We start from the raw sequence: 13,390 nt of genomic DNA on the forward strand, positions 1-13,390 counted from the left end.
GGCCTTCAGAGTATCAGCGTGACGGTCTTGGGTGCGCCCCGCCCGACAAGGGCGGAGAGCTGGTAGATGCGGAGGTCGAGCGTGTCGCCCGGGCCGAGCAGCACGCCCCAATCGGCAGTCTGCGCGGCGGCGGTGTAGATCGCGCTCGTGGTGGCGGCGCTCAGCACTCGCTTCACGGTCACGCCGTCGAGGATCTCGATCTCATAGGCCTCCAGCTCCTCGGCCATCGGCACCTCGAGCCCGCCCCAGCTGTCGGAAGCGAGCGCGCGCGACCGGCGCGTCCAGCGGATCGTCAGGTCGCCGGGTGTGCGCGGTCTGCGCCACGGCTGCTCGACATGCGCGACGGAGAACGGTCGCAGTCCGATGCCCGCGGGCATAAAGGCCCGCCCGACATAAGTTTCGTCGCTGACCGGACGGCTGGCCGGACCGATGCGCCAGTTCCACGGGATGCCGAGATCGGCCTCGGCGATGGGCAGAGACGCGAGCGCGGTGTCCAGCACCACAACCCGCGCGCCCGCAGGCGCCGGATTACCCATGGCGCCTTCTGTGCCGCGCTGGCCGCGCAGGAGTCGGGTCAGGCGACACCGGCTGGTGTCGATCAGTTTGGCCGCGCCCGCCTGCACGATCTCCCAGACACCGGGCGCGCTCTCGATGGCCAGCGCGTTGGCGCCGCCGAACAAGGTCAGGTCGGTGACGCTTTCCAGCGTGCCGGTCAGCAGATCGACCACCAGCGCATTGCCGAGGTCGAAGCGTGAGGTGGGGCCGCCGTAGAAGTCCGAAACCAGCGTGCCGATCCGGGCGCGGCTGCCGAACGTCGTCAGCAGGTCGAAGCCATCCGTCGAGGGACTACGGTAGACCGCGATCTCGCCGGGCCAAGGCACGGCGTGCGCAGCGGCGAAGGGCCGATGTGCGGGCTGGTCCTCGGTGAGCTGCGGCAAATCGAGGAGCATGACCTCGGGCGCGCCGAAGACCACCGCCTGCGACAGCGCAGAGGGTCGCGGAGCGCCGGGCGGCAGGTCGTAGGCTTCCCGATCCTGACGCACGGCCTCGATGCCGCGCGCGTCGGCATCGGCAATCGAGATGAGCCTCAGCGGGACGGATCGGCCGTCATGGGCGAGCATCACCACATCAGCGGGGTCGAGCGCGAGCCGCGAGGGCGGCAGCCGGAATGCCGCGCTCTCGCGACCGGTCCAGGCTTCCATCAGCGCGCGGCGGCAACGGCGCTCGGCCTCCTCTGGCGGCACTGCCATTGGGAAGCTCTCCGAGGCGATGCGCGTCGTGTCGACGGTGATCCGCCGGGCCTCGACCTGCGCGGCCTCGTAATCCTCGTCCGCGCGGACCACCTGCCATTTCAGGGCCTGGGGCAGCTCGGTCTCCTGGCCGCGGGTCAGCTCGAGAACGTCGCCCTCGCGAAGCGCGACGAGATCGTCGAGGCTGACGGTGGCCACCGAGGCGCGGCCGCGCATCACGAAGCGGATCACCCCCTCGGTCTCGACGGCATCGAATCCGAAGTGCCGCGCCAGCGTGGTGATCGAGGCGCGCGGGGACTCAAGCGCGCCGATGGCATAGCCCTCGACCGCGCCCCAGAGGCCGGTGACGTCGATCCGGTCCTCGGGCAGCCCGGCGCGCAGACAGAGGTGCCGCACAAGGGCCGCCAGTGACACCGCGCCAAGGCGGCCGGTCAGCCAATGGCCGAGGCGCCAGTTCGGTCCGTCGGTCCAGACATCGGTCAGTTCAGGGAAGAACGGGTATGGCCGGGCGTCCCAGGTCCATGCGGCGCATTCCGGCACATGCACCATCCGGCCGCCGTAGACCGAGGACACCGGGTTGTTCGTGGCGTCGTTCCAGAACAGGTAGGTCGCCTCGAGATAGGCGCGCTGGATGGTGTCGTCGCGCCAGCCCCGTGAGAAATACGGCGTGAAGCTCTCCGACGATTTCGGGTCGAAGAAGACATTGGGCTGGTTGGTGCCGCGGTCGATGGCCGGGCAGCCGAGTTCGGTGAAACGGATGGGCTTCGATTCCGGCACCCATGCCGTCGGCGTGCCGCTCTCAACCCCGCCGGGGCGGTTGTAATGCGGGTTCGACCACCAGCTGCGCAGATCCTTGTAGCGGAAGACCCATGGCTTGCCCGCAGCGCCATCGGTAATCGGCGTGCGGACTTGCGCCGACCGATCCGCCGCCGATGCGTAGAACCAGTCGAAGCCTTCGCGGCCCGCGATGTTCGCTTGCAGATAGGCCCGGTCATAGATCGCGGGCCAGCCTTCGGCCGCGTCTGCATGCCCAAACCCGTCCCGCCAGTCGGAGAGCGGCATGTAGTTGTCGATCCCGATGAAGTCGGTGTTCGGATCGGCCCAGAGCGGATCGAGGTGGAAGAACACATCGCCCGAGCCGTCGCCCGGCTGGTGGCCGAAGTACTCCGACCAGTCGGCCGCATAGCCGATCTCCATGCCTGCCCCGAGAATGGCGCGCACATCGGCGGCGAGCGCCTTGAACGCGGTGACAGCGGGATAGGTGCTGGCACCCGAGCGAATGGTGGTCAGGCCGCGCATTTCCGAGCCGATCAGGAAAGCGTCGACCCCGCCCGCCACGGCGCAGAGATGGGCGTAGTGCAGCATCATCCGGCGCAGGCCCCAGTCGCCGTACGGGCCGGTCCAGGAGACCGTCTCGCCCGAAATCGCGAAGTCGGAGGGGCTGGCGCTGCCGAAGAAGGCCGCGACCTGGCTGGCCGCGGTGGCCGTCTTGTCCACGCTCCCGGCATAGCCCGCTGCGGGCGAACAGGTGATCCGGCCGCGCCAGGGGAATATGGGCTGGCCCGTCTCGGCGGCATTGTCGGAATACGGGTTCTCCAGCGTGTTGCCGGGCGGGACGTCCATCAAGATGAACGGGTAGAAAGTGACGCGCAGGCCACGCGCCTTCATCTCCCGGATCGCCTGCACCACCGCGAAATCGGCGGGCGTACCCCCATAGACCGGGCGGTCCTGGTCGTCGCGGCTGACCAGGAAGGCATTCGCCCGGCTGACGCCATTGACCGACCAGCCGACCGGCGTCGTGGATTTGGCCGTGACCTCGACGCCCGGGCGCAGCTTGCAGGTTCCCGCCCGCAGGTCGTCACCGAACCAGGCGACGACGAGGCTGACGCTCTCGACGGCCGGCGCCATGGCCTGGAGCCGATCGAGTGCGACGACCATGTCGGCGGTGTCGGGCAGCGCGTTCAGGTTTTCGGCCTGCGTCGCGCCGCCCGAGGATTTGCGAATTCCTTCGGTGGCATATGTGAACTCGCCCGAAGCCGGGATCATGGTGACGGCGCGGGTCAGCCCTTCGGCGGTGTCGGGATCGGACAGCGGCCGGAAGACCTCGAAGGAGAGCTGCGGCAGGCGGTTGCCGTAGCTCGACATCGGCAGTTCTTCGAAGACGACATAGGCGGTGCCGCGATAGGCTGGTGTGTTGGCCGCGCCCATCTTCGCCGCGATGAACGGATCGGCCGACTGCGCCTCGTCGCCCGGATACCAGCGCCAGGTGACGCCCGAGAGGTCCATCGGCTTGCCGTCCGCCCAGACGCGGCCGATGCCGGTGATCGGCCCCTCGCAGAGCACCACGGCGAAGGACGCGTAGTAGAGATACTCGGTCGTCTTGACCTTGCCGCCCCCGCCGCCCTTGCCCCCGCCCTGCGTGGTGGTCTTGGTCTCCTCGCGAAAGTCGGTGGCCCAGATGATGTTGCCGCCAATCCGCATCCGGCCATAGAGCCGCGGGATCACCGCCCCCTCGGTCGAGGCCGTGATGCGCAAGCTGTCGAGCCGCGCGCCTTCGATCCGCTGCGTCGGCGCGAGCGAGGACACGATCCAGCTGTCGACGACCGAGCCGATGGTGGAGCCGATGAAGCCGCCGATGGTCGCGGCACTGACGCCGAGGATCGCGCCACCGATCGAGCCGCCGATGGCGGCACCGGCGGCGCCGAGAATGAGGGTGGCCATGTCGGGGTCTCAGCGTTGCGGAAACAGGAAGGCGAAGGCGATGCGCCGCCGCCAGGGTGCCGTGAGCGGCTCCTCGAGCACGCCGAGCCGCTCGTAGGCATGGAGGAAAGTGCCGGGGCCGGTCAGGATCCCGACATGCTTGGCGATGGCGCGGCTACCCATGCGAAAGAGGACCAGCGCACCGGGACCGGCATTTGCCGGGGTGATCTCGGGCATCATACGCCGCGCGCCGTCGGCCAGAACCTCGCGCGGGCGGGTCTCGCCCCAGTCGCGGCTGTAGGGCGGGATCGGGAACGGCTCTGGGCCGACGATCTCGCGCCAGACGCCCCGCGCCAGCCCGAGGCAATCGCAGCCGACGCCGCGCAGGCTGGCCTGATCATGATACGGCGTGCCGAGCCAGGACCGCGCCGCCCCGATCACCCGATCCGGATTGGCTGGCTTCACAGCACACCTCCATCGTGGCCGCCATCCTTGGTCGCGTAGCGCAGGACCGCATCCTGCCCTGGGATATGCGGAAAACCTCGGAAGTTGGCGGTATTGGCGAACTTCGCCCCGCAGGTCTCGATCCGCTTGTCGCAGCCCGCGCGGATCGTGAAGCCGTCGCCCTCGGCAATCGCGCGCACCGGTGCCTCGAGAAGGGTCAGCACGGCGATGCCGTCCGTGACGTCATGGCCCAGCACTTCGGTGCGCCGGCCAGCGTTTGCGCCAGAAGTCCATTCAATTGTGCCGAAGATGAACCAGCCGGCTTCGAAGGCGCCAAGGCCGGAGGCAGTGAAGGCGCGGTCGCGCAGCAGATCGATGACGGCGCCGGTTCCCTTGAAGGCTGGATCCGCCAGATCGACGCCGCAGCGCGCATCGCCTAGCGCGGCATCGCAGGCCGCCTGGAAAGTCCGCCCGACCGGCTGGCCCAGCACATGGGCCAGCGAGCGCACCTCCGCGACGAAGGCAAGCCGCCCGCGCCGGATCTGACCGATGGCTCCGCGCCGCATCAGCACGCGCTGTCCGGTGTCGGCCCAGTTCACCCGCCAGACCTCGACGGCCGCGTTGTCCCAGCGGCCGTCGAGGATATCGGTCTCGGTGATCCGGTCCGAGGTCAGCACGCCTTCGGCGTCCTGCGCATCGACGGACAGGTCCGAGCCGGAGCGGACCTCGGACGCCGTCAGCCCGCTCTCTGGTTCGAACTCGGTGCCGTCGAAGCTGAGCGTGCGGTCGTGGTCGGTGAAGCCGAAAGTGACACCATCGGCCCGGGCGATCCGCCAGCACCAGGCAAGCGTCGTCGTGCCCTCGTCGAGATGGGCCCGCAGGGCGGGCGAGAGGGATTTCATCGGCAGGTTCCCGTCATTCGGTCGTCGAGACCGGCGATCCAGTCGGCCCAGTCCGTGGGCACGGCGGCGACGGCAGAGGCAGGCGGCCGTGCCAGCCGCGCCTCGGCATAGGAGGCGCAGCCCGCATCACCAGCGCCCATCGTTGCGGCGCAGCCGGTCAGCAGGATCGCCAGCACCGCGACCGTCACGGACTGCATCCCGCCCACGCTCGAAACGCTTGCTCTTGTCTTCCTTGGCATCGCGTTCCGCCTCCCATTTGCCCGTGCGTTTCCCTTCCACCTGACCCCAGATGCGGCCGAGGACGACGCCCCCGACCGCGCCCAGAGCTGCGATCAGCCAGATCAGGAACTCAGCCATCGTCCCGCTCCCCGTGCGCGGCGGCCACGCAGAGGGCGACGACGAAGACGCCGAGGCAGCCGCCCACGACCAGACCTGCGAGGAACTCAAGCATCGCCGCGGAACCCGCGCTCGATCCGGTCACGCAGGCCAATCAGGCCAAGCCCGAGGAACATCAGCCCCGCGGGCGAGGCATCGCCCGAGCCTGCGAGCAGCGCGACGAAGCGGGAAAGTTCACTAAGCGGCCCGGTGGCGGGCAGCGCGAGCGAGGCAATGCCGGTGAGCATGGCGAGGCACCCCGCCCACCAGGTGAGCGAGGTCAGTCGGATGTAGCGCATGAGGATCAGGCCCTCCGGATCAGGGTGGAGAAGAAGGAGGTCAGCCGGGTAAACCAGCTGATTGCGGGTTCAGGTTTGGCGGCAGGCGCGTATGGTCTCGGTATCGGCACGCCTGCGGGGCGCAACAGCGCCAGCGCCTCGTCCTCGGTCAGGCGCCGGATCGGTCGCGAGAAATCGACGCGGCCGCTGCGATCCACCGACCAGACCGGGATGGTCCCGGTCGGATAACGGCCTTCGGCGAAGAGATCGCGTTCGGCCTCGCGGCGCGGACGGATCGCGGCGGGTTTGAGCCAGCCCATGAAGGCTGCTGCGGCGGCAGCCCGGTCGCCCGCGTTCAGGTGCAGGGTGAGCGCCGCCTTGGCGATGCCGCCTGTGTTGTAATGGAAGGACACCAGCGCGTCGAATTCGTGCGGTTCGAGCGGGACCTTCACGGTGCGCAGGACTGCGGCCTCGTAGCGCGCAAGGTCGGCGCGGAACACCCGGAACGCTTCCCTGATCCCTGCGTCGAGATCGGCAGGCATGCCGCGCGGCATCGTGGCGGGATCGGGTGCACCGGCTGCGGCGGTGTGGCCGATGCCGAAGGTCCAGACCCGTTTCACATCCGTGTAGGGTCCGGGCACGATGCCTTCGTGCCGGACAAGGGCCAGAAGGCCCCGGTCAGTCATCTGCATGAAGATTACCCCAGAAGCGAGAGGATCAGGATCAGCGCGGCGATGGCGATGCCGACGCCCAGGCGGTGGCGGAAGGCCTGGCCGGGGTCGGCCAGGTCGCAGCGGAGGGAGCGCGCGAGGCGGAGAAGGTCATGCATCGCCGTCGCCTTTCCCGGCATAGCGCAGACGGGCAAGCAGCACCTCGATGAAGGCGGGGCCGAAGACGCCAACCAGATAGGCGGCCGATCCGGCCGCGCCCCCGGCCGGGATCGTCTCGGGCGGCAGGCCGAGCCAAGACGTGATGATCGCCATCGACAGGCTGCCCATCCCGGCCGCGATCAGGCCGCCAAGCAGGATGTGGCGCAGCGCGTCGCGCAGCCGCATCTTCGTCGTCAGCGCGTTGGTCGCGCCCCCGAGCGCGCCCCAGGCGGCAAGGATCACCGCCGTGGAGGCGAGCAATTCCTTCAGCGCCGCCGCCAGAAATCCGGTTTCATCATTCATCGTCGGATCTCCAGAAGCGGGATGGAGGTGATCGAGCCCAACCGCTCGAGGTCGAGCGTCACGTCGAGCGCGTCCGTGTCGAAGCGAACCGGGACATCGAACTCGAAGCCCGCAGTAACGTTGACGCCGGAACCCGGCGCGGTGGTGAAGGTGATGACGCCAGTCGTGGTATCAACGGACCAGCCGGAGACCTGCGGGGTGCCATTCAGGGCGACGGCGACCGAGCCCGCGACCGGCTTGGCAATGTTCCGCACCCACGACTGGCTGCCCGAGGCGTAGCGCTTCACCAGCTGGAAGGTGGTCGTCGCGCCGTCGCCGGTGCCGATCGCCTGGTCGGTCGGCGATGGCGTGCCCGAAGGCAGACAGGACTTGTGGTCGCCCCAGTCCTTGAAGCGGAACCCGTGGAGCCTGCCGTTGCGGGCCTCGAAGAATGCGACGACCGCCGCCAGATCGTCGGCGCGGCGGATGCCATAGGCGATGTCGTAGCGGCGGCGCGAGTTGGCCCAGCTGGCGTTCCTCTCCTCGTCGCCCGAGGCGAGCTCGACGATCTGGGTGCGCCGCTCGGGTCCGCCACGCGCGCCGCGACTGATGTTGTCGGGAAACCGCACCTCATGGAACGCCATCACATCCCCCTCCGCCCCAGCGAGACCGCCCGGGCGATGTCCGCCGCGACCTGCGTGCGGGACTGCCGGAAGCTCTCGGCGTCACGGGCCATGATGGTGACGTTGATCCCGCCGCCCGCGCCGTAGCTCTGTGCTTCGCGGCGCGAGAGCACCCGCTCGCCCCGTTGCAGGGTCGCGGGCACCTCGTCGTGCCGAAGACCGACGGCGCCGCCCGAATGCATCCGCGGTGCGGTGGCGAAAGCCATGGCCGGGACCATGCGCGAGGGGCCGGACGAGCCGACCATGCCGCCCGCGTGCAGGATGTTGGCGAAGATGCCGCCCGCGCCACCAAGCGCACCCGAGAGCGCGTTGGCGATGGGGCCGAGGATGAAGCGCCGCGCCGCCAGCTTCGCCAGATCGGCGATAAGAGAGGTCACCAGATCGCGGAAGTTCAGCTTGCCGGTCTTCACGAACTCACCGACCGCGTCCTCGGCCGACTGGAAGGCGCTGACAAGGCTCTGGCCGATATCGCCGCCGATCTCCCGAGCCCGGCCGGCATAGTCCGAAAGCGCCGCCGTCACGGCCTGCCATCCGGTCAGCGCACGCTCGGCCCCTTCGCCAGCGGCGGTTCCGGCATCGCGGGCAGCACCTCCGGCGCCATTGGCCGCGGCAGTCGTGTCGTCGAGCCCGGCCGCGAGTGCATCGGCGGAGGTCGCGGCATCCGTCAGCGCTGTTTCGGCCTCCGCGCCGGCCCCGGTCACGGCATCCTTCAGTGCCTGCCAGGCGGCAAGCGGTCGGGTCGCGGCATCGGTCAGCATGCCCGCGGCTTCGCGATAGGCATCGGCACGGGCGCGTGCGTCATCCGCCATGGCGCCGAGCCCGAGATCGGGCGGCGCGATGTAAGTCTTGGCAAGCGCCGCCGAAAACGCATCGGCCGCCGCGGTGCCGGCCGCCGTCGCCGCCCCCTCGAACGGGTTGTCGATCCGGCTCAGGTCCACTGCGTCGAGCGTGCCGATCCGCACGCCGCCTTCGCCGGTTGCCCATTCGGGCAGCAGGGCCAGCGCGGCGTTCAGCGTCTCGATGAAGCTGTTGATGCGGGTGACGACGCCGTTCAGCATCGCCTCCACCCCGCCGATCAGACCGTTCGCGGCCTGGTAGGCGAAGTCGCCAATGGCGCCCGGCAGGCTGCCCCAGATCGCCACCGCGCCGTCATAGACGCCCTGGAAGATCGCAACGGTGCGGTCGCCGAAACCCACGACGCCTGCGACGGTGCCATCGAGCGCCGAGAGCGCGGCGGCCCTCAGCCCCTCCCAACCGGCCGCCATGCGGGCCAGCACTGCGTCGAGCGCGAGCCCGACCCTCGACCAGACATCGGAGGCCAGATCGGAGAGCAGCCGGAACGCTTCGCCGACCCCGCCCACGCGGGCGACGATTTGGGAAAGTTGATAGATCAGCTCCCCGACGCCGACGATCAGAGCGCCGATGCCGGTGCGGATCAGCGCCCCGCGCAACACGACGAGCGCCGTGGCAAACCCACGCACCGACAGCGCGGCGGCGGCCAGTCCGGCGACCCAGCGCCCGGCAAGGAAGGTCGCGAAGGTCACGGCATAGGTGGTCAGGCGGCCGATATTGTCGAAAAGGCCGCGAATGGCGATGCCGAGCGGGCCGGTGCGGCTGGCGATGGCGGCCATGGCGTTGGCGACCGCTTCCAGCGCGGGGGCTGCGGCGACGGCGAGCTGGTTCGACAGCCCGCGCCAGATCAGCCCGAGCCGGGAGATGGCATCGTTCGTGCGCTCGATCTGGTCGGCGTCCTGTTCGGAAACGACGACGCCGAAGGCAAGCACGTCCTCGGTCGCCTGGCGCAGTGTCGCCGTGTCGATGCGCGACATGGCGATGGAGCCTTCCTCGCCAAAAAGCTGACCCGCGACGGCCGCACGCTCGGCGGCAGGCACGAATTTCTCGATGGCGGCGTTAATCGCGCCGACGCGCTGGTCCAGCGGCAGCGCGATCAGGTCGTTGGCCGAAAGACCCAGCCGGTCGAGCGCGTCGGCCGCGGGACCGCTCCCGGCGGCCGCCTGGCTGAGACGGCGCGTCAGATCCTTGGTGGCCTGCTCGATGCCGGACATCGACACGCCCGCCAGCTCGCCCGCGCGCTCCAACTTCTGGATCGAGGCGACGGTGGTGCCGAGCGACTGCGCGAGTTTTGCCTGCGCATCGACGGTCTGAAGGCCAGAGCGGATCATCGCCACGCCAGCTGCGGCGGCCGCTGCCACGGCGGCTGCGGCGGCCACACGCACCCGGCGGGAAAAGGCCGCGAGCCGGGTGTTCGCCGCTTCCATCTCGCGGCTGAGCCGTCCGAAGCCTCGGGCACCGGCTTCGCCGACGCCTTCCAGTTCGGCGCGTACCTGCCGACCACCGACCGCCGCAAGGCGGACGCTGACGCGTTTTTCAGCCATGGGGGCGTTCCATCTGTTCGTTGAGTTTGGCGACCATCACTGCTTCGATGACGGGCAGAAGTTCGGCAGCGACGGCGGGCGGCACACCGAGGGCGTCGCCAAGAGAGAGCGCGGCAGTCAGGTCCCAGCCAACGATGGCGCCGGGGGTCACCCGCAGCTGACCCCCGAGGCGGCCGACGAGGTCCCAGACCTGCCAGCCTTCATGCGTCAGCGGCCGGTTCAGCCGGCTTGGGCAGTCTTCGCACGCTTGCGCGCAGGCTTGGCAATATCGGTCGCCCCCGCCGAAGGACCATTCGGCAAGGGCGCGGAGACGTTTTTTTCCTGTTCCAGCAGCAGGCCCTTCGAGACGTAGGTCAGCTGGAAGGCCTCGAAGATCGGCCAGACGTCGAGCAGCGCGTCGATGGTCTCGGGGCTCGGGTCGATGGGATTGTCGTCGGCGTCGCCGATGCCCTCCCATCCGAGCACCGCGCGGCGGGCCAGCGCCTTGGCGAAGGCGACGGCGCGCTCCTCGTCGGAAGCCTCCTCCGGAACTGCCTCGACGGCGGAATCGCTGCGGGTCGCCACCATCAGCGCGGTGGTCAGCGGGCGCAGCTGCACCCGGACGCCGGGGGCAAGGTCATGCCAGCGCGGCGCGTTGGTCAGGTCGAGCGTCAGCATGTCAGTAGGTCTCCACGTCGTTCACGAGGGTTGCGGTGCACATCCGGCCGACGACGCTGTCGCGGGCGGCCTGCCAATCGAAGGTCGCCTGCACGCCCTGCGGCCCGGAAATCTCGATGCGCGGGCGTGGCAGGTAGACGGCGTGCACGGTGAAGGTGAAGCTCTCGCCCGAGGGCAGGACGTAGGCGAATTCCATCTCGCAGGGATCGCCGTTGATCGCCTGCGTCACCAGTGTGCTGTCGGAGAAACGGACTTCGATGGAGCCCGTCAGCGCGGCGATGGACGGGTCCGCGCCGTCGATCCGGCCGTCCGAGCGGATGGTTTCGATCCGGTCGAGGTTGTTGGCATAGGTGATGTCAGCCGAAACGACGTTGCCGAGAGCCGAGCCGTTCCGCGTGACCGACCCGTTGAAATGGCCGAACCTCTTCAGCTCCAGTGCGGCGGGCGTGCCGGCGCTCGTCGTGGTCCCGACCGTTTCTCCCTGTGCCACCAGTCGGGCGGTGGCGGTCAGTAGGCCAGACCGCTGCATCTGCCAGGTGATCTGGTCGAGCACGCAGCCCGAGTACATCGCGTAGCGCGGCACCTCAGGCATGCCGGTCTCGATGGAGAGGCTCGGCAGGGTCCAAGCACCCGACTGGAACTCGTGCGTCCAGGGGCCGGTGCCGGTCGTCGTCGGCGCCCCGAATGCAGCCTTCAGCCAGAAGCCGAAAGCCTCGGCGTCGAGCGGCACGACGACATCGCCGTCGGCCGTCACCGCATCCTTGATCGGCGCCAGCGGATCGCGGCCGTAGCCGAGAAGCTCGGAGTTCAAGAGCGGCTGCTCGGCGCCGAGAGTGGTGCTGGCGAAGGGCATCTTCGTGAAGCCGCCTGCGGGCGGCGTGCCATAGACGGTCTCGAACGCAAGCGCCATCTGCGCCCGCGCCCCTTGGGCTCGTGCCATGGTGTTCTCCTGTTGAAGGTGGGATCAGCCGAGCGGATCGGCCGTGGTGTAGTGAAGGACGACCGGAATGACGGCGGCCTTCAGGCTGGCCGCACCCTCGACCGGCAGATCGACCGGCCTGGGCGCTTCCGCCTCGACCCAGTCGCAGAGCCCGCCCAACGTCCGGTCGGCGGCGAGCGCCGTGCCGATGCTGGTGGTCAGTATGTCGAAGGCAGCGTCACGGTCGGAGCCCTGAACGACCGCCTCGATCTCGGCCCGGTGCTGGTAGTGATAGCGCAGCGGCGACAGCGTCACCTCGGGTTCCCCCGGCTCGCCGTCGCGCAGGATCAGCAACCCCTCGGCCGGGACGCGCTCGGGCAGCACGTCACCCCGCAGCGCGGTGGCGGGCAACGCCGAAAGCCGCGCGTGCAGCGCGGTGAGGATAGTTTCGCGGGGCGTGGGCATAGGAACTCCAATGCAGCAACGCTCAGTAGCGCCGATGCGCTCGGACCATTACGCCTACGGGCATGCCTTGGTCCCGGTCGATCGCAACGACAACGCGGGTTTTCGGTTCTTTCAGGACCTTGATCGCCTCAAAGAACGATGTATCCGCAGGCAATGTCCGAAAACCCATACCGACCGCAGGGTCGGTCAAGACATCCTCGATCGAGTGGTCATTCAGGTCGATAAGGCCATCGAGTTCAAAAGCCTTGAGCGTAAGGTAATTTGACAATTGTTGGTGTGAAAACGCCGCTGTGGCTTGGCCGTCCTCGACACAAACAAACGCCGCACAGCTCTGCGCTTCTTCTCTGCAAAGTTCTATCAAGCTCGTGGTTCTTGAGACGACATAGAACCGAGGGTCTGCTCTGTTCGCGAGATTTACCGGTGCAGATCCCGACAGGTTCGGCCGCGAACGCATGACGATGTTCACCGTCGCATGATGCCGCATCCAATTGGCAGTGACTTCGCACCGAAGCTCCACCAACTTGATGATCTTCGACTGAATGTCGGGGACATTCATGTCCAGAATTGGCTCGTGATGCGCAACCCTGTTCCGGAACCGGTTGATCTCCCTTACCAGCGACTGGATTTCATGACGCCCTTGGCCGTGGGACAAGCCTGGAAACGCGATATTAGACTTGGTTCGCCACAGATCAGCGTATTCATTGCGAAACAGGTTGGACCAGAAGTCGAAGGTGAGCTCGGCAATCACCTTCCCGCGCTCGTTAGACCGAGCTCTTTCCATTGCCTTGTCCAGAGCCCCTAGGCTCTCCGGGGTCAGCACGTTATTACGGAAGTCGCCATCCTGGTGCCATTCATCTCCATGAAGCTGACGAAGGACGCCATCCACGGCGTTGCGCAAGGTCACTTCTGCGACGCTCAAAGGGAACAGGAACGATTTCGCAAGCCTTGCGTTGTACAGATAGAGTGCGAAGGCAAAATGCTCGTTTCCCGCCGCTTTTGTGAGGTAGGTTGCGAATCTTGGCTCAGAGAGCGATGCCTTGAGTGAAGCGATCGTTGCCGCATCGTACGGGTATGGAACTTGACTCTCGGCCATAGCGGCGGTACATACCCTTCCAGAGCAGTCGAACTGGCCCCACTGGCTCATGCTAAGCGCCGTCGACATCAGATTAA

The 13,390-nt window shown here is 68.2% G+C and carries 16 protein-coding genes; all 16 read right to left on the bottom strand.

From position 1 onward, the window contains the following. Positions 1–5 precede the first annotated feature (5 nt). Entirely contained in the window at positions 6–3,971 is a 3,966-nt protein-coding gene (locus ACNR9W_RS07895; RefSeq protein ID WP_419268314.1) for a baseplate multidomain protein megatron, read from the bottom strand. 9 nt (positions 3,972–3,980) lie between these two features. After that, on the bottom strand, positions 3,981–4,415 hold the full coding sequence (locus ACNR9W_RS07900; protein ID WP_419268315.1) for an NlpC/P60 family protein: 435 nt from the start codon (positions 4,413–4,415) through the stop codon (positions 3,981–3,983). Next, entirely contained in the window at positions 4,412–5,296 is an 885-nt protein-coding gene (locus ACNR9W_RS07905) for a DUF2163 domain-containing protein (RefSeq protein ID WP_419268316.1), read from the bottom strand. The genes ACNR9W_RS07900 and ACNR9W_RS07905 overlap by 4 nt, the downstream gene beginning before the upstream one ends. Then, the gene (locus ACNR9W_RS07910; protein WP_419268317.1) at positions 5,293–5,436 is read right to left on the bottom strand and encodes a hypothetical protein; all 144 of its coding nucleotides are present in this window, start codon (positions 5,434–5,436) and stop codon (positions 5,293–5,295) included. Before ACNR9W_RS07910 ends, ACNR9W_RS07905 begins: the two co-directional genes overlap by 4 nt. Further along, positions 5,423–5,653 carry a hypothetical protein gene (locus tag ACNR9W_RS07915; RefSeq protein ID WP_419268318.1) on the bottom strand — a complete coding sequence of 77 codons (231 nt, stop codon included), beginning with the start codon at positions 5,651–5,653 and terminating at the stop codon, positions 5,423–5,425. Before ACNR9W_RS07915 ends, ACNR9W_RS07910 begins: the two co-directional genes overlap by 14 nt. 86 nt (positions 5,654–5,739) lie before the next feature. Beyond that, positions 5,740–5,970 carry a hypothetical protein gene (locus tag ACNR9W_RS07920; protein ID WP_264770909.1) on the bottom strand — a complete coding sequence of 77 codons (231 nt, stop codon included), beginning with the start codon at positions 5,968–5,970 and terminating at the stop codon, positions 5,740–5,742. A gap of 5 nt (positions 5,971–5,975) precedes the next feature. Further along, a complete protein-coding gene (locus tag ACNR9W_RS07925) occupies positions 5,976–6,590 on the bottom strand; it encodes a lysozyme (protein ID WP_458478470.1) in 615 nt (204 codons plus the stop codon). A gap of 56 nt (positions 6,591–6,646) precedes the next feature. Continuing rightward, positions 6,647–6,778: a hypothetical protein gene (locus ACNR9W_RS07930; RefSeq protein ID WP_419268320.1), complete on the bottom strand. Its 132-nt coding sequence runs from the start codon at positions 6,776–6,778 to the stop codon at positions 6,647–6,649. Next, the gene (locus ACNR9W_RS07935) at positions 6,771–7,121 is read right to left on the bottom strand and encodes a hypothetical protein (RefSeq protein WP_419268321.1); all 351 of its coding nucleotides are present in this window, start codon (positions 7,119–7,121) and stop codon (positions 6,771–6,773) included. The genes ACNR9W_RS07930 and ACNR9W_RS07935 overlap by 8 nt, the downstream gene beginning before the upstream one ends. Further along, positions 7,118–7,744 (bottom strand): phage distal tail protein, Rcc01695 family, encoded by a 627-nt coding sequence (locus tag ACNR9W_RS07940; protein ID WP_419268322.1) that lies wholly within the window; start codon positions 7,742–7,744, stop codon positions 7,118–7,120. The genes ACNR9W_RS07935 and ACNR9W_RS07940 overlap by 4 nt, the downstream gene beginning before the upstream one ends. Continuing rightward, positions 7,744–10,179 (bottom strand): phage tail tape measure C-terminal domain-containing protein, encoded by a 2,436-nt coding sequence (locus ACNR9W_RS07945; protein WP_419268323.1) that lies wholly within the window; start codon positions 10,177–10,179, stop codon positions 7,744–7,746. Before ACNR9W_RS07945 ends, ACNR9W_RS07940 begins: the two co-directional genes overlap by 1 nt. Then, the gene (locus tag ACNR9W_RS07950; protein ID WP_419268325.1) at positions 10,172–10,330 is read right to left on the bottom strand and encodes a DUF7697 family protein; all 159 of its coding nucleotides are present in this window, start codon (positions 10,328–10,330) and stop codon (positions 10,172–10,174) included. The genes ACNR9W_RS07945 and ACNR9W_RS07950 overlap by 8 nt, the downstream gene beginning before the upstream one ends. Positions 10,331–10,398: 68 nt before the next feature. Further along, on the bottom strand, positions 10,399–10,836 hold the full coding sequence (locus tag ACNR9W_RS07955; RefSeq protein WP_419268326.1) for a hypothetical protein: 438 nt from the start codon (positions 10,834–10,836) through the stop codon (positions 10,399–10,401). A gap of 1 nt (position 10,837) precedes the next feature. Continuing rightward, positions 10,838–11,776: a phage tail tube protein gene (locus ACNR9W_RS07960; protein ID WP_419268327.1), complete on the bottom strand. Its 939-nt coding sequence runs from the start codon at positions 11,774–11,776 to the stop codon at positions 10,838–10,840. A 24-nt stretch (positions 11,777–11,800) separates the two neighbouring features. Then, on the bottom strand, positions 11,801–12,220 hold the full coding sequence (locus ACNR9W_RS07965) for an acyl-CoA transferase (protein WP_419268328.1): 420 nt from the start codon (positions 12,218–12,220) through the stop codon (positions 11,801–11,803). Positions 12,221–12,242: 22 nt separating this feature from the next. Further along, a complete protein-coding gene (locus ACNR9W_RS07970; protein WP_419268329.1) occupies positions 12,243–13,364 on the bottom strand; it encodes a hypothetical protein in 1,122 nt (373 codons plus the stop codon). Positions 13,365–13,390: the final 26 nt, after the last annotated feature.

The sequence above is a fragment of the Paracoccus sp. T5 genome (assembly GCF_048538155.2).
GTDB lineage: Bacteria > Pseudomonadota > Alphaproteobacteria > Rhodobacterales > Rhodobacteraceae > Paracoccus.